Source organism: Candidatus Accumulibacter contiguus, from assembly GCF_036625285.1.
Classification (GTDB): domain Bacteria; phylum Pseudomonadota; class Gammaproteobacteria; order Burkholderiales; family Rhodocyclaceae; genus Accumulibacter; species Accumulibacter contiguus.
In genome coordinates, this window is sequence record NZ_JAZKUC010000002.1 from 53,624 (window position 1) to 73,265 (window position 19,642).

The following is a 19,642-nucleotide window of genomic DNA, read 5'->3' on the forward strand; positions in this document are numbered from 1 at the left end:
CCAGGGTTCTGTCGGATCACAGTCTAAGCTCTGCAAGCGATACCCGTTAGGGGAAGCCCTCTAAACAGATTCTGCCTGACGATGCATAATCCTTGGCCATGGACAATTCGACCGTCTCGATCGAAAAACAGCAGAGCGCCGCGGCCCTACGGCAACATCTGCAAACGGCGAAGCACCTGCGCCAGCAAGCCAACCGCGAGTCTGCGGCAGCGCAGGATCGTTTGCGCCTGCGCGAATGGCAGGCCGGGCGACTGGCCCGTACGCATGCCGACCTGCTGGCCAGCGCGCGTTTCGGACAGGCAGCGCAGTTCTTTCTCTCCGATCTCTACGGCCCAAAGGACTTCAGCAGCCGCGACGAAGAGGTCGAGCGCATTTTGCCGCTATTGATCAAGATGTTGCCGGGCTCGGCGCTGCGCACCATCGCTCTGGCCGTCGAACTCGACGCGCTCTCCGAACAGCTTGATTCGGCGATGGTCGCCATTCTTTGCCGGATCGGGCAGATCAACTGCATCGACGAAGACGCCTATGCTGCTGCCTACCGGGCGGTTGCCTGCCAGCCGCAGCGCCAGCGTCAGATCGAGCTGATTCGCGAGATCGGTGAAGCGCTCGACAGGCTGGCCAGGAAGCCGCTGTTGCACGGCATGCTCAAGCTGATGCGCGGCCCCTCGTACCTGGCCGGACTCGGCGACCTGCACGAGTTCCTCGAACGCGGCTTCAATGCCTTTCGCAGCATGGGTTCGGCCACCGAGTTTCTCGACTCGATCGAATGCAAGGAGCAGAAACTGCTGAGCAAGCTCTTTGCCGGTGTTGCCAGTCCATTTTCCTGATCCAGGACAAGCTGCTCCCCCGACGCTGGCGCGCGCGAGGATCCACCCTGCGCACTCCGGTTCGTCATGGTCGATTCGTACACTTTGTGACACAAAACGACAAATACCACACAGATCCGCGGCATTTTTATCTATAGCATTGAATCTGTCGCCGGGGCCCTCCCTCCCCCTCCCCCTCCCCCTCCCCCAGGAGTGTCGCGGCGACAGCATCACCGGCCCGCCCAGCCCCCCTCTGCGCGGGCCGTTTCTATTGGTGAGTCCGCTACGGCAGCCGCGGCATTACTTGCCGCCGCCGGCAGTCTGGTCCAAGCGCCACCCACACCGTACAATGGGGGCAACGCATTTCCTTACCGAACATCACCACAAGGACTTCGATGAGCAGCAACCCTCAACCCTTTTCCAGTCTGCGCCTGACGGCACCCGCGTCCGGCTTCTTCGGCAGACTGATCACGATCGCTGCTGGCACGCTCTTGCTGGTCGCCGCCTTGATGTTCTCGCTGCTGGCGCTGACCGTATTGCTGACCGCTGGACTGCTGGTCTTTGCCTACCTGAAGTGGAAAACCCGCCACCTGCGCAGGCATCTAGACGAACAACCGCGCGAACAGGCGCAGCCAGCACCGAGCGGATGCGTGATCGATGGCGAAATCATTGGAGACGCCGAATATGAGGCGCGAACATCAACCGGCAACTCGCCAACAAGCGTTCTTCGGGCGCCCGACAACCGCCGCTCCAGACCAAGGGTTGAACCTTGAACCTTGCCCCTTGATCCCCACCATGAAACCTACCCACTTCGCCCTTTTCCTGACCCTGCTCAGCGCTGCTGCTGCTGCCCAGGTGCCTGCCGAACGTTTCAGCGCGTGCCTGGCGACGCTGCGTGCCGAGTCCCCCGCGAAAGGCATCGCGATCGCCTCCTACGATCGCTTGACCAGCGGCCTGACGCCGGACCTGAGTGTGCTCGAATTTCTCGAATACCAACCCGAGTTCCGGACACCGATCTGGGATTATCTGGCCGCTCTGGTCGACGATGAACGGGTTGCCGATGCACTGGCAATGCGCGAGAAATGGGCCGGCACGCTGGCTGCTGCGGCCGAACGCTACCAGGTCGATGGGGACACGGTGATCGCCGTCTGGGGCGTCGAAAGCAACTTTGGGCGAAACTTCGGCAAGCGCCCGCTGCTCACCTCGCTCGGCACACTCGCCTGCTTCGGGCGCCGGCAGGCCTATTTTCGGGGCGAGTTTCTCAGCACGCTGAAAATTCTCGACAGCGGCGACATCGCGCAAGATCGCCTGGTCGGCTCCTGGGCCGGAGCTTTTGGCCATACCCAGTTCATGCCCTCGACCTTCCTGCGGCTGGCCGTCGATGGCGACGGAGACGGCAAGCGAGACCTCATGGACAGTGTCCCCGATGCGCTCGCGTCGACCGCCAACTTCCTGCACAAGGCTGGCTGGCGCAAGGGCGAGCCCTGGGGTTATGAGGTCGTGTTGCCGGCCGCTTTCGACACCGGGGTATCCGGACGCAGCAACAAGCGGCCGCTGTCGTTCTGGATCGGGCACGGTGTCCGCCGTGCCGACGGGCAGCCGATCGCCACCTCGGACGCCGCTGCCGGACTGCTCCTGCCGGCTGGTCCGCGCGGACCGGCTTTCCTGGTGTTCCGCAACTTCGACGCGATCTACGGCTACAATGCTGCCGAAAGCTACGCTCTGGCGATTGCCCATCTCGCCGACCGGATCAAGGGTGGCAAGGCTTTCGCCACCCCCTGGCCGACCGATGACCCCGGCCTGTCGCGGAGCGAACGCCGTGAGCTGCAAACGCTGCTCGCTGGCCGTGGTTACCCGATCGGCGAAATCGACGGCATGATTGGCGCCAATTCCAGGCAGGCGATCCAGGCCGAACAGAAGCGCCTCGGCATGACCGTCGACGGCCGTCCCGGGCAGAAGCTGTTGACCACCCTGCGGGCCGCGCCGGCAGGCCGCTAACGGTCATGGCGATTTGAGACACCCCCGATCATGAAAGTCATGACCGTTTCCCTCTCCCCCGAACCCTCCCCCGCGAGGGGGAGGGGAGATTCGTGAGTCGCATACGCGACTTTCACATTAACGGTCATGGCGATTTGAGACATCCCGGATGATGAAAGCGCCCGCACCGGATGCCGTCACCCCGAATGAAGGGGAAATCTGCATCGATGCCTCGCAATTGCGTCCGGGGGTGCACGTCCGTCTGCCGGTGCCCTGGGTCGAACACCAGTTCATGTTCAACTCCTTTGTCATTGCGGATGAAGAACAGGCGCGGCTGATCGCGGCGATGAAGCTGCCGCAACTGTTCTGCGACCCGACGCGTTGCAAGGTGCCACCGCTGCTGCGACAGGAGCAGCAGCCGGGCGCCGATCCCGAGGCTGCCGCCGAGAAAGACCGTCTGGCGGCGCTGGCGGCGCGGCGCATGGCCGAGAAGCGTGCGCGTGCGCAAGTCATGAGCGAACTCAGGGAACGCCTCGACAAGGCACAGCAACACTACCTCGGCGCCGCCAGGGAAGTCAGTGGCGCCATCCAGGGCTTCCTGCTCCATCCCCGCGAGGCGGTCGAACGGGTCGCCAGGGTCAGCAAGGACACCACCACGGCGCTACTCGCCGATCCCGACAGCGCGATCGTGCTGATTGCCGAAAAAGCGCACGATGACGGTCATGCGGCACACTCGCTGTCGGTCATGACCCTGGCGCTACTGCTCGGCAAACAGGCAAAAATCCCGGAACAGGCCCTGCACTCGCTCGGCATCGGTGCCCTGCTGCACGACATCGGCAAGCTCGCGATCAAGGCCTCGATTCTGCGCAACAACGAGCGCAACCGGCACGAGGAACAGATCTATCAGTCGCATTGCCGTGCCGGCTACGACGCGGCAATGCGTGCCGGCAACCTGACGCCGCCCTTGCTCGAAGCCATCCTGCACCATCACGAGCGTTACGACGGTAGCGGCTTTCCGGATCGCCTGAACGGCAACGCAATTCCCCTGTCAGCACGGCTGGTGGCGATTGCCAACCGCTTCGACAATCTCGTCAGCCCGATCGACCCGCGGCGGGCGCTGTCCCCTTCCGAAGCCTTGTCGACGATGTGGACACGCGAGCAGAAGGCCTTTGATGCGGCCTTGCTGCAACTCTTCGTGCGGGCGATGGGTGTCTATCCTCCGGGATCGATCGTGCAGCTCAGCGACGGCCGCATCGGCGCCATCGTCGGCTCGGCGCCCGCCGGCAAGCCGCTCTCGCCGAAGGTCATGATCTACGCCCCCGAGGTACCGCGTCGCCAGTCAATCATCATCGATCTGGCGAGCGACGACGAACTCAAGGTCGACCGCCCCTTGCGCCTGCAGGAGCGCCCGCCCGAGGAACTCGATTACCTGCTGCCGCGCCGCAAGATCAACTGGTCCTACATGGCGCAACGGCCGTGATCCGATAGGCGCTGCACATCGGCCAGGGGTCATTATTTGTGGGTCGCTGATGTGATTGCCACGTGAATGATCGCCGGCCAGACGAGTCCAACTGGTCTATAGTTGCGCCTGCCGTGCACCACCCGGGTGACGGCATTTTGCAGAGGAGGGCGTGATTTGTCTTCAGCTCCGGGTGAAGCGACCCTGCAGGAGGGCGAGATCTGCATCGATGCATCACAACTGCGTCCGGGTGTGCACGTCCGTCTGCCGGTGTCGTGGGTCAAGCACCAGTTCATGTTCAGTTCTTTTGTCATCGAGAATGAAGAGCAGGCGCGCCTGATCGCCGCGATGAAACTGCCGCAACTGTTCTGCGACCCGGCGCGCTGCAAGGTTCCGCCACGGCCGCTCCAGGAAGCCGTGACACCGCCCGACCACGATGCGGACCAGGCCGCCCAGTCGGAACGGGATGCCCTGGCAGCACTGGAAGCGGCTCGCATGGACGCCAGACGTGAACGTGAGCGGATGATGGAGGGACTCCGGCAACGGCTGCTCAAGGCTGGACAGCATTACCGTGGAGCCGCGGCGACGGTGAGCAGCGCCATCCGGGGCTTCAGTACCAACCCCCAACAGTCGGTCAAGGATTTCAACCGAATCTGTGAGGAATCGACCACGGCGCTACTGACCGACCCGGACAGCGCTTTCGTACTGGTGATCGAGAAGGGGCAGGACGACGGACAAGCCGCGCATGCCTTATCGGTGATGACCCTTTCCTTGTTGCTCGGCAAGCAGGCAGGGCTGCCCGAGCAGGCGTTGCGCGTACTCGGTAGCGCTGCGCTTCTCCATGACATTGGCAAGCGATTGATGAGTCCATCGATCCTGCGCAACCCCGCGCGCAACCGCCATGAGGAGGCGCTCTTCCAGACCCACTGCCGCGGTGGCTACGACGAGGCCTTGCGGACCTGCAGCCTGTCGCATGCGATCCTGGAGACCATCCTGTCCCATCACGAACGCTGCGATGGCAGTGGTTTTCCCGACCACCTCAAGGGCAACGCGATCCCTCTGACGGCGCGGCTGGTTGGAATTGCCGACCGTTTCGATACGCTGGTCAATCCGGTCGACCCACGCCTGGCCATCGGTCCTTCCGAGGCCTTGTCGACGATGTGGTCCAGGGAGCAGAAAGGCTTCGATAGAGGTCTGCTGCAACTCTTCGTGCGCGCGATGGGGGTCTATCCACCCGGCTCCATCGTACAGCTCAGCGATGGTCAGATCGGCGCAGTCGTGGGCTCGGCCCCCGTCAGCAAGCCGCTCTCCCCCAAGGTGATGATCTATGCGCCCGAGGCGCCTCGCCATCAGGCGATCATCGCCGATCTCGCAGCACAAGAAGTGGTGACCATCGAGCGTATGCTGCGCCTGCAGGAACGCTCCATTGAGGAACTCAACTATCTGCTGCCACACCGCAAGGTGAACTGGTCCTGTCCGGCATAGTGACTGATCATGGCTGACCTGCACGGACATGCTGACCGTTAGCGGTCTCTCCAAGCGTCACCCCAGGGCCAGCCGGCCGCTGTTCAGTGCGCTCGCTTTCCACATCGCGGCAGGCGAGATCGTGGCCCTGGTCGGCGAATCGGGCGTGGGCAAGAGCACGCTGCTGAACTGCATCGCCGGCCTGGAAAGCGCCGACCGCGGCGCGATTTGCATCGGCCCGCAGGCGCTGGACATCGTCCGGCTCGATGAAACTGCGCGGGCGGCGCTGCGGGCACAGCACATCGGCTTCGTCTTCCAGGCGTTTCATGTGTTGCCGACGCTGAATGTGGCCCAGAACATCAGCGTGCCGCTGCTGCTCTGCGGCGTGCCGGCCGGCGAACACGCGTCACGCACGCAGGTGCTGCTCGAACGCGTCGGACTCGCCGGTTTCGGCGAACGCTGGCCGGCGTCGCTGTCGGGCGGCGAGCTGCAGCGGGTGGCGATTGCGCGCGCGCTGGTGCACCAGCCGGCGCTGATCCTGGCCGACGAGCCGACCGGCAACCTCGATCCGCGCACCGCCGGCGAGGTGCTTTCGCTGCTGCTCGAAAGAGTCCGCGAGCAGCAGACCAGCGCGCTGATCGTCACCCATTCGCAGCCGCTTGCGCAGTGCTGCGACCGCATCCTGGCGCTGACGCCGGACGGCCTGCAATGACCACTCTGGCCTGGTGGCTGATTTGCGCACAGTTCCGCACACGCCGCGCGGCGACGCTGTTGTCGATGCTGGCGATCGCCCTCGGGGTCGCGCTCGGCTACGCGATCCATTTGATCAACGACGCCGCACTGGCCGATTTTGCACGCGCCATGCAGACCGTGCAGGGCGACCCGGATGCGCTGCTGGCCGCCCGCGACAGTGCCGGCAGTGTTCCCCTGGAAAGCATCAACGACATCGCCCGCGACCCGGCGGTGCTGGTCATCGCGCCGGTGATCGAAACGCGCGTGCGCATCGAACCGGCGCGCACACCGGTGCGGCTGATCGGCCTCGACGTGTTCAGCGCCGCAGCGGTGATGCCAAAGCTGCTGCCACGCCAGAGCGATCGCGTCGCCGGCAACCTCTTCGACGGCGGCGTCTATGTTTCACCGGCGCTGCTCGGCCAGCTCGGGCTGTCGGCCGGTGCGGCGGTGACGCTGCGGCGCGGTGATCAGCACTGGGCCACCACGATTGCCGGCGACCTGCCGGGCACCGGACCCGACGACCTGTTGCTGGTCGCCGACATCGCCTGGGTGCAGGAACACTTCGGACCAGCAAATGCCGTCAGCGAGGGTCGCGTACGCCTAGCGCCTGCGACCGACCCGGCGAGCTGGCGGGCAGCGTTGGCGGGGCAGCTGCCGGCCGGCCTGCTGCTGCGTGCACCCGACGACGAAAGCGCGCGCGTCTCCAACCTGTCGCGCGCTTACCGCGTCAACCTCAACGTGCTGGCGCTGGTTGCCCTGCTGACCGGTGCCTTCCTGGTCTTTGCGACGCAACTGACAGCGGTCGCGCAGCGCTCGACGCAGTTCGCGCTGCTCGGCGTACTCGGTCTCTCACCGCGCATGCGCCTCCTGCAGGTCCTGCTCGAAGGGCTCGCGATCGGCGTACCGGGCGCGCTGCTCGGCTTGGCTCTCGGCTACGTGCTGGCGCTGGCCTTCACGCAACTACTCGGTGGCGACCTCGGCGGCGGTTATTTCGCGGGCAGCGCGCCGCGGATCGTTCCGCAAATGCTGCCCGCGTTGATCTTCCTGGCGCTTGGCTGCGTGGCCAGCCTCGCCGGCGCGCTCTACCCGGCGTACCTGAACCGCGAGCAGCCGCTGGCGCAGGCCCTGAAAATCGGTTTCGCACAACGTCCGCCGGCCGGCGATGCGCAGCGTGTCAGGCGGTTGCTCCCGGTATTGCTGGCGCTGGCTGCGCTCGTCCTGACGCAGTTGCCAGCAATCTTCGACCTGCCACTCGCCGGTTATACGGCCATTGCCCTGGTTCTGGTGATCGGCATCGCCAGCGCACCGCTACTCACGCAGAACGTGTTTGGCGGGTTCGCCCGGCGAAGTTTGCCGGCGCCGCAACGGATCGCCATCCAGAATGTCGCGCAGGCGCCGCTGATGGCGCAGGTGGCGGCGAGCGGTCTGATCGTCAGCTTCGCCCTGACCGCCAGCATGGTGATCATGGTGTCGAGCTTTCGCGTCGCCGTGGACCATTGGCTCGACGAGGTGTTGCCGGCACCGCTGTATCTGCGCAGCAAGTCCACGCCCTTGCCGCAGGAGTTGCTCGCAGCGCTGACCCGGCCCGAGGTGCCATTTGCCCGTGTCGAGCAGAGCGCGCAGGCTTCGCTGACCATCGACCCGCAGCGGCCGAACGTCGCACTGCTGGTACGCGAGATCGAGCGTAGCCATCCGGAAGCGCGCCTGCCGTTCACCGGGCCGGTGCTTGCGCCGCCGGCAGGCGACATCGCCGTGGTCTGGATCAGCGAAGCGCTGCACGAGATCTACCGCATCGCGCCCGGTCAGACCTTGCGCCTGCCGCTGCTCGGACGCGCCATCGAGGTCTTCGTCGGCGGCGTCTGGCGCGACTATTCCCGGCAGTTCGGCGCGATTGCGATCAGCCGCGACGATTACCAGCGCCTGGGCGGCGATTTCCAGCCCACCGACCTCGCGTTGTGGCCGCGGCCCGGCCAGGAAGCCGCTGCCACTGCCTGGCTCGCGCCCTACACCGGTCAGTACGGACTCGAAGTGGCCGACGCTGCCGAGATTCGCCGGCTGAGCCTGTCGATATTCGACAAGAGCTTTGCCGTGACCTACGCGCTCGAAGCCGCAGCGATGCTGATCGGACTGTTCGGGCTGGCGGTGACCCTCGCCGCCAGTGTCTGCTTGCGCGCCCGCGAACTGGCAACGCTCGGCGCGCTCGGTTTCAGCCGCCGCATGCTGAGTCGCGCGGTGATGCTCGAAGGCGCGCTGATCGCCGCCGTCGGCCTCTTCATCGGACTCGCCTGCGGTATCGCGATCGGTACCATCCTGACGCAGGTCATCAACCCGCAGGCTTTCCATTGGCGAATGTCGCTGCACATTCCCTGGCCGGCCCTGCTGGCCGGCGCCGGGTCGACACTGGTCGCGGCCGTGCTTGCCAGCCACTATGCAGCGCGCCAGGCGACGCGGCTACCGGTGGCGCAGGTTCTGGCCAGCGCCCAGTAAGCACCGCCGATGCGCCGCCGCAGCTTCCTGGCCACTCCCTTGCTGTTGCCGCTGCTGGCGCGCGCCGCGGCAGTGGAAACACCGGTCGCCTACCCGCCGGTGACGCCCGGACGCCTGCTCGAATTTCCGCGTGACCACGGCGCGCATCCGGATTTCCGGACCGAATGGTGGTACGTGACCGGCGCGCTGGATTCGCCCAGGCCCGACACCGGTTTTCAGCTCACCTTCTTTCGCAGCCGGACAGGCCGCGCCGAAACACTGCGCTCGCCGCTGGCCGCGCGCCAGATTCTCTTTGCGCACGCGGCGCTGACCATCCCCGGCGAGCGGCTGTGGCACGCCGAACGCGCCGCGCGCGCCGATCTCGGCGCCGGCTTTTCGAGTCTCGACTGCGACGTCTCGATCGGCGCCTGGCGCATGTTTCGGCAGCAGCGCAGCGCGGGCGAAGTGTTCCGACTGCAGATGCAGAGCCCGCAGTTCTCGTACGACCTGACCCTGACGCCTTCGCAGCCGCTGCTGCTGCAGGGCGAGAACGGTTATTCACGCAAGGGCCAAGGGCCGGAGTCGGCGAGCTACTACGTGAGCTGGCCGCAGTTGCAGGTCGCCGGGGAACTGGTGCAGGACGGTCGACGGCAGTCAGTCAGCGGTCGCGCCTGGTTCGATCACGAGTGGTCGACCGCTTACCTCGGTGATGGCGCAGTCGGCTGGGACTGGCTGGGAATCAACCTCGCCGACGGTGGCGCGCTGATGGCCTTTCGCATGCGCGATGCACAGGGACAGACGCGTTTCGCGCATGCCACCTGGCGCGACGCCGCCGGCCACCTGCGCCAGTTCGGGTCGGACGCCGTCAGCTTCACGCCGCTACGCCGCTGGTCGTCGCCGCGCAGCGGCGCCAGTTATCCGGTGCAGTTGGAAATCCGTTTCGGCGAGCACACCCTGCGGACGCTGCCGGTGCTCGACGATCAGGAACTGTCCACCAGCCGGCCGGTGCCGGTGGTGTATTGGGAGGGGCTGGTCAAGGTCGAAGGCAGCCTCAGCGGTCGCGGCTACCTGGAAATGACCGGCTACGCCGGCAGATTGCAGATGTAAGGGAAACTCGCAGTCCGTGCGAGGTTCCCGGACGACCCCGGATCCTGGCCTGCCATCCGTCGTTGCGCACCAGGTCACCGTTCCCGCCAGCGCGGCAGGCGAAGTCAGGCCGCTCAACCGGTCACGGATCGATCGGGTCCCGTACCCACTGCGCGCCGTCACCGACACAGTGAACCTGCGTCTTTCGACGATCAGCATCCCTGCGGCAGGAACGGGGCGCGCAGCCGGCAGGCCATCCGCCTCCGCCCAGTCGCCAGCTATGCGCTCAGTCAGCGTGCAGTACCGGTGGCAATCGAAATTCCATCATGGTCTCCTCCTGGCGCTCGGCCGCAATCTGCCCAAGGGGCACTTCAACGCCCAGGTCGGCCACGGCCCGCTCCAGGGGCAGAGAATAACCATAGCAGCAGACCCTGCGACCCCGGAAAAATCGTGAGCTTAAGACGTCGACAAGCACAGCCGTAAATGCACATTGAGCATTTTTATCTGTTAAAATATGCAAATTTTGCATATAAATGATTCCGCCTATGGCGATTACCACCATTGCCGAACTGGTTCGGGCCGCACGAAATGGTCGTAGCCAGAAAGAATTCGCCCATGAGCTGGGCGTCCTGCAGTCCTCCATCAGTCGTTACGAGAGCGGAAAGGCAAGCCCTCCGGCGCCGGTGATAGAGCACTGCATGCGGATGGTACATTCGGGCAGCAGTGAGCCCATTCCGACAGCCGATGAACTCGCCAACAAGGTGCGGACAGCACTTGCCGATACGAGTCTCGGTCAGGTCCGCCTCCTGATCTCGAAGCTCATTGACACCCTGACAGGTGAATATGCCCAGGTTTGCGCGACGACCGCCGCATCGACCATGAAAGACAGGAAATGATGCAGAATCCGATTCCGGTTGTAGATCTCTTGTGGTTGATGGTCGCGGTGACAGCATCAGGCCCCAGGACTTCATCATCGAAGCCGAGAATTTTGGCGTTCCACAGATGCGCCACAGGGTCATTCTTTTCGGGGTACGGCGCGATCTGTCATGGCTGGATCATGACGTGCTGTCGCCGGCGATGACCGGCAGGGTGTCGGTGTGGCAGGCGATTTCTGGTTTGCCACTTTTGCGCAGCCGTCTGTCGAGGGAGCCGGATTCCTTCGAGTCGTGGTTCCAGGTGATCAGGGAAGCCCCCCGCAGCCTCAAGGGGTGGAGGAGCAAGACCAGAGAAAAGATCGAAGAGTTGATGCGCGAAGCGGCGACGAGAGCCGCAGCACACCAGTCGACTGGCGACAGATTCGTGGCGGGTGACATGAACACTGTAAGGCTTCAGGCGCTCCTATTGAAGGAAAGATATGGCATTGCCTGACGGTCTCTACGACCAGCTGCTCACCCAAACGCTTTGGAATCTCGTCTCCCGGACGACAACGGATGACGGCCGCACCCTCAAGCCCCTGACGGCGGAGGAAGCCCCCGGGCGCCTGGCCGATGCGATTGCTTCCCAGTTGACCCGAATCCTCGATGACCTGAAAGGCGAGGGTGCGGAGAAGCTGCAGCATCAGCTTGACCTGGTCAATTCCGTCCTCGTTGGCCTGCGTCATCGCCTTGGGAATGATGCTGAGGGTGCGGACACCCTCCTCTCTCCACCCCGACTCCTGCAGGCTATCCACCGGCAGTCGTCAAGCCCGGTGATGCCGGAGACCGGCCTGGCTTCGCCTTGGCTCTTCACGGCCGGTAAAGGCTCACCCTCGCTGCTGACCGAATTGCGCCGCGAACTGGCAGCCTGCGATCACGTTGACATCCTGGTCAGCTTCATCACCCACTCCGGGGTGCGCAAGCTGCTTGACATCCTCAAATCCGTGACCGCAGTGAGCGCCGATGGCCAGCCGCGAACGCGCCTGCGCGTCCTGACGACCACCTACACAGGTGCCACGGAAATCCTGGCCCTGGATGAGCTGGCCGACCTGCCGGGTTGCGAGATTCGCGTTTCGCTCGACGGCCGCCGGACCCGGCTGCATGCCAAGGCCTGGCTGTTCCGGCGCCAGACCGGCTTTGGTTCGGCCTACGTAGGCAGCGCCAACTTGTCAGGGGCCGCGCTGATGGGCGGGCTAGAGTGGACGGTGAAATTCACCGAGCGTGGTCAGCCGGATTTGTTTGAACGTGCCAGTGCGCACTTCGAGATGCTCTGGGAAGACAACGAATTCCAGGGCTACGACCCCGCCAACCCGGCACACCGGACCGCCCTCGGGGAGGCGCTCAAACGGGAGTCGGGAGAAGACATCGTTGCCCGGCCCACCTATTTTGACCTTGAGCCGAAAGCCTATCAGCAGGAAATGCTCGATCAGCTGCAAGTTGAACGGAATCACGATCGCCGGCGTAATCTTGTCGTCGCCGCCACCGGCACCGGTAAGACCGTCGTGGCCGCCTTCGACTATAAGCGTCTCTGCATGCAGGAGGGTGGGCAGCCGCGATTGCTGTTCGTGGCCCATCGGGAGGAGATATTGAAGCAGGCGCTGCGGACCTATCGTGAAGTGCTGCGCGACCATTCCTTTGGCGAGCTGCTTACCGGAGGCACCCAACCACAAAGATTCGATCACGTCTTTGCCACCATCGACAGCGTAGTGGCGCGCGATGTGGCGACACGCCACGGCACCGACCACTGGTACGTCGTGGTGGTGGATGAGTGCCACCGCCTGGCGGCCGATCGTTTCGAGGCCTTGGTGACCACCGTTCGGCCGCACATTCTCCTTGGCCTGACAGCGACTCCCGAACGCAGTGACGGCAAGCCGATCCTGGGTTATTTCAACAACCGGCCGGATGGCTCGCCCGCCGTCGAACTCCGACTCTGGCACGCCCTCGACCAACAGTTGCTGAGCCCTTTCGAGTATTACGCCTGCGACGACGATACCGACTTCTCTGAAGTGCCCTGGCAGCAGCCCGGGGAACTGGTCGCCATCGACAGCTTGGTCACTGGCAACGAAGTGCGCGCTCGGCTGGTGCTCAACGAATGGCGCCGTTTGGCGGGTGACCCGGCCCGCGGCCGCGCCCTGGTGTTCTGTGTCTCCGTGGCTCATGCGCAATACATGACCGAAAGACTGAAACAGGCCGGCATCAAGACGCTATGCGTGGTGGGCGACACCTCTCAGGAGGAAAGGCGGAGGGCACCGGAAATGCTGGCCCGGGGAGAGGTTACTGCGCTTGTGACCTGTGATCTCTATAACGAAGGTGTCGATCTGCCGCTGGTCGATACCCTGCTCCTTCTTCGACCCACGCAAAGCCCGGTGCTGTTCCAGCAGCAGATCGGCCGCGGCCTGCGTCTGGCCAGGGGAAAGGAAAGCTGCCTGGTTCTCGATTTCGTCGGTCGCCATCGGGAAGAATTCCGCTTCGACCGCCTGTTGTCCACCATCACCGGACTTTCGCGCAGCCAGTTGATCGAGGCGGTGGACAAAGGTTTCGGCACCTTGCCACCGGGTTGCCACATCCATCTGCAACGTCAGACCCGCGAACAGGTTTTGCGCAGTCTGAGAAAGCTGGTGCAGCAGAACTGGCGTCGACTGCGTACCGAGCTGCAGACCTACGCAGCCCTGCGCGGGCGAAACAACATCCGCCTGGCAAACTTTCTACGCGAACAGGCCATCGACCTGGGTGACATCTACCGTGACAACGGTCGGTCCGGCTGGACCAACCTTAAGCGCGATGCCGGCCTGCTGGGGACGCCGCCGGGAGACGAGGACGACTATTTCGGTCGCCGCTTCGGCGACTTGCTGCACATGGATGATCCGGCACGCACCGACCTGTTGCTCAAGGTCGACGAATCCACTGCGCCCTACCATCCGCAGGAGGAAGGGGAACGCCTTCTGCTCCAGATGCTAGCCTATCAGGTGGACGCGCAGCATCCCCAAACCGGCAGCGGCGAGGATTTTCTGGGACGACTGCAGCTTCACCCGGACCATCGCGCCGAGCTTGCGGAGATCGGAGAGGTCCTGCAGGCAAGAAGCACGTTGCAGCAGCAGGCCATTCCGGGTCTGGAGGATGTTCCCCTCTGCCTTCATGGTGCCTACGGCATCCGCGAAATCCTCACCGCCACAGGCTGGTTGACCGCCAACCGGCGCACACCTTTTCAGGCTGGCGTCCTGCCTCTCCACGAGCGCAAGGTCGAGTTGCTTTTCGTGACCCTCGACAAACGCGAGGGATATCACGAACACATCGCCTACCGCGACTTCGCCATCAGCCCCGGGCGCTTCCACTGGCAATCGCAGAATTCGGCGGGGCCGGATACCCCGGTGGGCCGCCGCTATCTGGAGAGTCCCGGCAACGGCTGGAGCTTCCAGCTTTTCGTTCGCACAGCAAAAGGGAAGCCCTATCGTGCATGTGGCCCGGTTACGCTGGAGCGTGCCGAGGGCGAAAAGCCCATGAGCATCTACTGGCAGCTGGCAGTACATCTGCCGAACCAGTTATTCCGGGAATTCTGTATCCTGCGGGGCGAATAGCCGCGGACGCGATCACACTCTTTAGTTTGCCAATTTTGTTGGCATCGCCGTCATTGAGGCCGAAGCGCGTTCGCAACACTTCGGCATCCTTGGGAGGCAAACTGGCCAGCTGCCGACCCAGCACCTCGCGCAGGGCACACTGCATTGCCTATCCCTCGGGTTTCGGAGTTGCGGTAGGTCGAGCGTAATGGAAACAGGCGGTCGTTCCGCTTTCGGTAGTCACACTACAGCCGGCAGGTGGCTGTCGGTGATAGCGGGAAAGGCAGCCGCGGATTACGAATGATTTCTGCCCAGCGTCAGGTTTCGCTCGATCACCGGAGAAGCGAGCCCGGGTCCTCCCCCGTCGAGTGCGCGCATGGGCGCACCAAGCAAGAAGCCCGCCATTCGGCGGGCTTCTTGCTTCACAAACGGTCATGACTTTGCAAGACACCACCGATGATGAAAGTCATGACCGTTTCCCCTCACTCCCGACCCCTCTCACGCGAGTCGAGAGGGGAGTTCGAGAGTCGCTCACGACTTTCATGGTAATGCTTGCCACGACGCGAGGCTCACTCGAATTCGATGATCACCTGATCGACCGACAGACTCTCACCGGGTGCGGCGACGACCTTCTTGACCTTGCAATCGAGTTCGGCCTTGAGGACGTTTTCCATCTTCATTGCCTCGATGACGGCCAGCTTCTCGCCGGCGCTAACCTGCTGTCCGGCGGTCACCGAGACCTCGCGCAGCAGGCCCGGCATCGGCGAGAGCAGGAACTTCGAGAGGTCCGGCGGCAGCTTCTTGGGCATCAAGGCCAGCATGCGGGCGGCGTTGGCGGTCATCACCGTGGCCTTGACCTGCTTGCCGAAGTGCACTACGCGATACAGGAGACCAATGCGCTCGAGCTGCAGGCAGATCGGTGTACCGTTGCAGGTGCCGCGAAAAACGAGTTCGCCGAACTTCCAGTCGGAAACGAGATCGTAGCGATCGACACCATGCGTCACCGAGTAGCCGCCAGGGATCGGCGTGACGACCACCGGGTAGTCCTTGCCCTCCATCTGGACGACCCACTCACTGCCGACCTTGCGCTGATGGCCCGGCATCTGGCCGCTGACCTGCACCGCGCGATCGATATAGCGACGACGGCCGAAGGCAGCCAGTGCGGCGAGCAGCCCCGGATCGTCGTGCACCACGTCGGCGGCAACGAAGCCTTCCGGATATTCTTCGGCAAGGAAGGCGGTGGTGAACACCCCCGACAGGAAGCGCGGATTCTGCATCAGCGCCGCCTGGAACGGAATGTTGGAATCAATGCCGCGAATCACGAAAGCATTCAGTGCGTCGCGCATCCGGCTGACTGCCTGGTCACGGGTCGCACCGTGGCAGATCAGCTTGGCGATCATCGAGTCGTAGTACATCGAAATCTCGCCGCCTTCGAAGACGCCGGTATCGACGCGGACCTGTCCTTCGGCGGTTTCCGGTGGCCGATACTTGACCAGGCGACCCACCGAGGGCAGGAAGCCGCGGAAGGGATCCTCGGCATTGATCCGACATTCGATCGCCCAGCCGTTGGGCTTGATGTCCTCCTGCCGGAATGGCAGGGGTTCGCCGGCGGCGACGCGGATCATCAGTTCGACGAGATCGACGCCGGTGATCATTTCGGTGACCGGATGTTCGACCTGCAGGCGGGTGTTCATTTCCAGGAAGTAGAACGACTTGTCCGAGCCGACGACGAACTCGACGGTGCCTGCGCTCTGGTAGTTGACGGCCTTGGCGAGTGCCACCGCTTGCTCGCCCATCGCCTTGCGGATCGTGTCGTCGATGAATGGCGAGGGGGCTTCCTCGAGAACCTTCTGGTGCCGCCGCTGAATCGAGCATTCGCGCTCGAGCAGATAGACGGTGTTGCCGAAGGAATCGGCGATGACCTGGATCTCGATGTGGTGCGGGCCTTCAACGAATTTCTCGATGAACACGCGATCGTCGCCGAAGCTGTTACGGGCCTCGTTGCGGCAGGCCTCGAAGCCCTCGAAGGCCTCCTTGTCGTTGAAGGCGACGCGCAGACCCTTGCCGCCACCACCGGCAGACGCCTTGATCATCACCGGGTAGCCGATTCCCTTGGCGATTTCGACGGCCTGCGCCGAGTCGACGATCTCGGCATTGTAGCCGGGGATGGTATTGACTTTGGCTTCCATCGCCAGCTTCTTGGAAGCGATCTTGTCGCCCATCGCGGCCACCGAATAGTGCTTCGGGCCGATGAATATGACGCCGTTGTCTTCGAGGCGGCGCGAGAACTCTTCATTCTCGGAGAGGAAGCCGTAGCCGGGGTGTACCGCCTCGGCGCCGGTGGCCTTGCAGGCGTCGATGATCTTGTCGATCACCAGGTACGACTCCTTGGAGGCTGCGGGGCCGATACATACCGCTTCATCGGCCATCAGTACGTGCATCGAGTCCTTGTCGGCCTCGGAATAGACCGCGACCGTCTTGATGCCCATTTTCTTGGCGGTCTTCATGACCCGGCAGGCGATCTCGCCGCGGTTGGCGATCAGAATTTTCTTGAACATCTCTATTTCTCCCCGTCGATCAAAGCGGAATGTTGCCGTGCTTGCGCCACGGGTTTTCCAGCTGCTTGTTGCGCAACATTGCCAGAGAGCGGCAAATGCGCTTGCGGGTCTCGTTGGGCATGATCACATCGTCGATGAAGCCGCGTGCGCCGGCGACAAAGGGATTGGCGAACTTGGCCTTGTACTCGGCCTCGCGCGCTGCCAGTTTGGCCGGGTCGCCCTTCTCCTCGCGGAAGATGATCTCGACTGCACCTTTCGGTCCCATCACCGCGATTTCGGCAGATGGCCAGGCGAAGTTGACGTCGCCGCGCAGGTGCTTCGACGCCATCACGTCATAGGCGCCGCCATAGGCCTTGCGGGTGATCACGGTGATCTTCGGCACCGTACATTCGGCGTAGGCGTAGAGCAGCTTGGCGCCATGCTTGATGATGCCACCGTATTCCTGCGCGGTGCCGGGCATGAAGCCGGGGACATCGACGAAGGTCACCACCGGGATGTTGAAGGCATCGCAATAACGGACGAAGCGCGCCGCCTTGATCGAACTCTTGATATCCAGGCAGCCGGCGAGGACCAGCGGCTGGTTGGCGACGATACCGACGGTGGAGCCGTCCATGCGCGCGAAGCCGATGACGATGTTTTTGGCGTATTCGCGCTGCAGTTCAAAGAAGTCGCCATCATCGGCGATCTTGATGATCAGTTCCTTGATGTTGTACGGCTTGTTAGGGTTGTCCGGGACCAGCGTATCGAGCGAGAAGTCGAGACGGTCGGCCGGATCCTGCGACGGCAGACGCGGCGGCTTCTCGCGGTTGTTCGACGGCAGGAAACTGATGAACCGGCGAATCATCATCAAGGCTTCGACATCGTTCTCGAAAGCCAGATCGGCGACGCCGGATTTGGTCGTATGCGTGATCGCGCCGCCGAGTTCTTCGGAGGTGACGTCTTCGTGCGTCACTGTCTTGACCACTTCCGGGCCGGTGACGAACATGTACGACGAATCCTTGACCATGAAGATGAAGTCGGTCATCGACGGGCTATACACCGCACCACCCGCGCACGGTCCCATGATCAGCGAGATCTGTGGCACGACGCCCGAGGCGAGGACGTTGCGCTGGAAGACGTCGGCGTAACCGGCGAGCGAAGCCACGCCTTCCTGGATGCGGGCACCGCCCGAGTCGTTGAGGCCGATCACCGGCGCTCCGACCTTGATCGCGTGGTCCATGACCTTGCAGATCTTCTCGGCATGCGCTTCCGACAGCGAGCCGCCGAAAACGGTGAAATCCTGCGAGAACACGAACATCAGGCGGCCGTTGATGGTGCCGCAGCCGATCACCACCCCGTCGCCGGGTACCGACTGCGCGGCCATGCCGAAGTCGTTGCAGCGGTGCTCCTTGAACATGTCCCACTCTTCGAACGAGCCACTATCGAGCAGAAGCTCGATGCGTTCGCGGGCAGCCAGTTTGCCCTTGCTGTGCTGGCTGTCGATACGCTTCTGGCCACCACCCAGACAGGCCGCCGCGCGCTTTTCTGCAAGCTGGCGAATGATGTCGTGCATATGCTCTACTCCCTAACGGTCGCGTCAATCAGAACTACTCAAACAAGTCGGAGGATCTCGGTATTTTTGCAATCAGTGCTTTAGATACGCCAGCAGACGTGACGCTGCTGCGCCGGGCGTCGTGCGCCCTTCGGCGACGTCGCTCAACAATTCCGGCAGCGCCGAGCGCACTGCCGGATGGGAACGGAAATAGCGGCGCAGGCCGGAATCGATCAGGCTCCACATCCAGTCGACGGCCTGCCGGCGGCGTTTTTCTTCGAATTCGCCGGTAGCGGTCAGGGTGCTCTGGTAGCGCTCGATTTCGGCCCAGAATTCGGCGATGCCGCGTTTTGCAAGCGCGCTGACGGTCAGCACCGGTGGACGCCAGTTGGGGCTGGCGCTGCGCAGCATGGTCAGCGCTGCTCTCATCTGCCCGCGCGCGAATGCGGCGGCGCGTTCATCGATGTCGGCCTTGTTGAAGACGATCAGGTCGGCGATCTCGACGATTCCCTTCTTGATCGCCTGCAGGTCGTCGCCGGCGTTGGGCAATTGCAGCAGGACGAACACATCGACCATACCGGCGACCGTCGTCTCGGATTGTCCGACGCCGACCGTTTCGACAATGATGACGTCGAAACCGGCCGCTTCGCAAACCAGCATCGCTTCACGCGTCTTGTCAGCGACGCCACCCAACGAACCCGAGGAAGGGCTGGGCCGGATGAACGCTTCGTCGCGCTGGCAGAGCAACTCCATGCGAGTCTTGTCACCGAGGATCGAACCGCCGGAAACCGACGACGATGGATCAACGGCGAGAACGGCAACGCGCTTGCCGGCTTCGATCAGATGAACGCCCAGCGATTCGATGAAGGTCGATTTGCCGGCCCCTGGCGAGCCCGAGATGCCGACCCGAATCGTTCTTCCCGTGTGCGGCAGCAGCGCTGCCAACACCTGTCGCGCACGTCGATGGTGATCATGGTGCGTCGACTCGACGAGGGTGATGGTTTTGGCCAGCGCCCGCCGGCGACCGGCAAGAACGCCATCGACGAGGTGCTGGTCGGCAGCCGTGAGGCTGCCGGCGGACGCGCTGGACATGTC

General features: G+C 63.6%; 15 protein-coding genes. 11 read left to right on the forward strand and 4 right to left on the reverse strand.

From position 1 onward, the window contains the following. Window positions 1-98: 98 nt before the first annotated feature. The 8 genes from V5B59_RS18775 (at window position 99) to V5B59_RS18810 (ending at window position 10,011) form a co-directional block, all read left to right on the forward strand. Complete coding sequence (locus V5B59_RS18775) at window positions 99-827, forward strand: FFLEELY motif protein (RefSeq protein ID WP_034911501.1); 729 nt, start codon at window positions 99-101, stop codon at window positions 825-827. Between the two features lie 374 nt (window positions 828-1,201). Then, window positions 1,202-1,579 carry a hypothetical protein gene (locus V5B59_RS18780; RefSeq protein WP_169069737.1) on the forward strand — a complete coding sequence of 126 codons (378 nt, stop codon included), beginning with the start codon at window positions 1,202-1,204 and terminating at the stop codon, window positions 1,577-1,579. A 22-nt stretch (window positions 1,580-1,601) separates the two neighbouring features. Beyond that, the gene (locus V5B59_RS18785) at window positions 1,602-2,804 is read left to right on the forward strand and encodes a lytic murein transglycosylase (RefSeq protein ID WP_169069736.1); all 1,203 of its coding nucleotides are present in this window, start codon (window positions 1,602-1,604) and stop codon (window positions 2,802-2,804) included. A gap of 148 nt (window positions 2,805-2,952) precedes the next feature. Next, window positions 2,953-4,263 (forward strand): HD-GYP domain-containing protein, encoded by a 1,311-nt coding sequence (locus V5B59_RS18790; protein ID WP_248594730.1) that lies wholly within the window; start codon window positions 2,953-2,955, stop codon window positions 4,261-4,263. 156 nt (window positions 4,264-4,419) lie between these two features. Further along, window positions 4,420-5,727 (forward strand): HD-GYP domain-containing protein, encoded by a 1,308-nt coding sequence (locus V5B59_RS18795; protein ID WP_248594729.1) that lies wholly within the window; start codon window positions 4,420-4,422, stop codon window positions 5,725-5,727. A gap of 28 nt (window positions 5,728-5,755) precedes the next feature. Next, entirely contained in the window at window positions 5,756-6,418 is a 663-nt protein-coding gene (locus tag V5B59_RS18800) for an ABC transporter ATP-binding protein (protein WP_034915930.1), read from the forward strand. Further along, window positions 6,415-8,925 carry an FtsX-like permease family protein gene (locus V5B59_RS18805; RefSeq protein WP_169069735.1) on the forward strand — a complete coding sequence of 837 codons (2,511 nt, stop codon included), beginning with the start codon at window positions 6,415-6,417 and terminating at the stop codon, window positions 8,923-8,925. Before V5B59_RS18800 ends, V5B59_RS18805 begins: the two co-directional genes overlap by 4 nt. Window positions 8,926-8,934: 9 nt before the next feature. Next, window positions 8,935-10,011, forward strand: a complete 1,077-nt coding sequence (locus V5B59_RS18810) for a lipocalin-like domain-containing protein (RefSeq protein ID WP_169069734.1) — start codon at window positions 8,935-8,937, stop codon at window positions 10,009-10,011. Between the two features lie 265 nt (window positions 10,012-10,276). Here V5B59_RS18810 and V5B59_RS18815 read toward each other — a convergent pair whose 3' ends face one another. Continuing rightward, window positions 10,277-10,519, reverse strand: a complete 243-nt coding sequence (locus tag V5B59_RS18815; protein ID WP_169069733.1) for a hypothetical protein — start codon at window positions 10,517-10,519, stop codon at window positions 10,277-10,279. A gap of 16 nt (window positions 10,520-10,535) precedes the next feature. Here V5B59_RS18815 and V5B59_RS18820 point away from each other — a divergent pair, with 16 nt between their 5' ends. The 3 genes from V5B59_RS18820 to V5B59_RS18830 are packed head-to-tail and all read left to right on the forward strand — an operon-like array spanning window position 10,536 to window position 14,479. Next, window positions 10,536-10,886, forward strand: a complete 351-nt coding sequence (locus V5B59_RS18820) for a helix-turn-helix domain-containing protein (RefSeq protein ID WP_169069732.1) — start codon at window positions 10,536-10,538, stop codon at window positions 10,884-10,886. 31 nt (window positions 10,887-10,917) lie between these two features. Continuing rightward, on the forward strand, window positions 10,918-11,358 hold the full coding sequence (locus tag V5B59_RS18825; RefSeq protein WP_332352226.1) for a DNA cytosine methyltransferase: 441 nt from the start codon (window positions 10,918-10,920) through the stop codon (window positions 11,356-11,358). Then, window positions 11,345-14,479: a DUF3427 domain-containing protein gene (locus tag V5B59_RS18830; RefSeq protein ID WP_169069730.1), complete on the forward strand. Its 3,135-nt coding sequence runs from the start codon at window positions 11,345-11,347 to the stop codon at window positions 14,477-14,479. Before V5B59_RS18825 ends, V5B59_RS18830 begins: the two co-directional genes overlap by 14 nt. 548 nt (window positions 14,480-15,027) lie before the next feature. Here V5B59_RS18830 and accC read toward each other — a convergent pair. The 3 genes from accC to meaB all read right to left on the reverse strand — a co-directional run bounded on the left by accC (window position 15,028) and on the right by meaB (window position 19,639). Further along, window positions 15,028-17,016, reverse strand: a complete 1,989-nt coding sequence (accC, locus tag V5B59_RS18835; RefSeq protein ID WP_169069729.1) for an acetyl-CoA carboxylase biotin carboxylase subunit — start codon at window positions 17,014-17,016, stop codon at window positions 15,028-15,030. A gap of 19 nt (window positions 17,017-17,035) precedes the next feature. Beyond that, entirely contained in the window at window positions 17,036-18,568 is a 1,533-nt protein-coding gene (locus V5B59_RS18840) for an acyl-CoA carboxylase subunit beta (protein WP_034926362.1), read from the reverse strand. Between the two features lie 72 nt (window positions 18,569-18,640). Then, window positions 18,641-19,639: a methylmalonyl Co-A mutase-associated GTPase MeaB gene (gene meaB, locus V5B59_RS18845; protein ID WP_169069728.1), complete on the reverse strand. Its 999-nt coding sequence runs from the start codon at window positions 19,637-19,639 to the stop codon at window positions 18,641-18,643. Window positions 19,640-19,642: the final 3 nt, after the last annotated feature.

What these genes read in the sequence shown, in the direction of transcription:
- V5B59_RS18785 (WP_169069736.1), top strand. Translation starts at nt 1,602, where the DNA reads ATGAAACCTACCCACTTCGCCCTTTTCCTGACCCTGCTCAGCGCTGCT.
- V5B59_RS18775 (WP_034911501.1), top strand. Translation starts at nt 99, where the DNA reads ATGGACAATTCGACCGTCTCGATCGAAAAACAGCAGAGCGCCGCGGCC.
- V5B59_RS18780 (WP_169069737.1), top strand. Translation starts at nt 1,202, where the DNA reads ATGAGCAGCAACCCTCAACCCTTTTCCAGTCTGCGCCTGACGGCACCC.
- V5B59_RS18820 (WP_169069732.1), top strand. Translation starts at nt 10,536, where the DNA reads ATGGCGATTACCACCATTGCCGAACTGGTTCGGGCCGCACGAAATGGT.
- meaB (WP_169069728.1), bottom strand. Translation starts at nt 19,639, where the DNA reads ATGTCCAGCGCGTCCGCCGGCAGCCTCACGGCTGCCGACCAGCACCTC.
- accC (WP_169069729.1), bottom strand. Translation starts at nt 17,016, where the DNA reads ATGTTCAAGAAAATTCTGATCGCCAACCGCGGCGAGATCGCCTGCCGG.
- V5B59_RS18830 (WP_169069730.1), top strand. Translation starts at nt 11,345, where the DNA reads ATGGCATTGCCTGACGGTCTCTACGACCAGCTGCTCACCCAAACGCTT.
- V5B59_RS18790 (WP_248594730.1), top strand. Translation starts at nt 2,953, where the DNA reads ATGATGAAAGCGCCCGCACCGGATGCCGTCACCCCGAATGAAGGGGAA.
- V5B59_RS18840 (WP_034926362.1), bottom strand. Translation starts at nt 18,568, where the DNA reads ATGCACGACATCATTCGCCAGCTTGCAGAAAAGCGCGCGGCGGCCTGT.
- V5B59_RS18815 (WP_169069733.1), bottom strand. Translation starts at nt 10,519, where the DNA reads ATGCAAAATTTGCATATTTTAACAGATAAAAATGCTCAATGTGCATTT.
- V5B59_RS18810 (WP_169069734.1), top strand. Translation starts at nt 8,935, where the DNA reads ATGCGCCGCCGCAGCTTCCTGGCCACTCCCTTGCTGTTGCCGCTGCTG.
- V5B59_RS18805 (WP_169069735.1), top strand. Translation starts at nt 6,415, where the DNA reads ATGACCACTCTGGCCTGGTGGCTGATTTGCGCACAGTTCCGCACACGC.
- V5B59_RS18800 (WP_034915930.1), top strand. Translation starts at nt 5,756, where the DNA reads ATGCTGACCGTTAGCGGTCTCTCCAAGCGTCACCCCAGGGCCAGCCGG.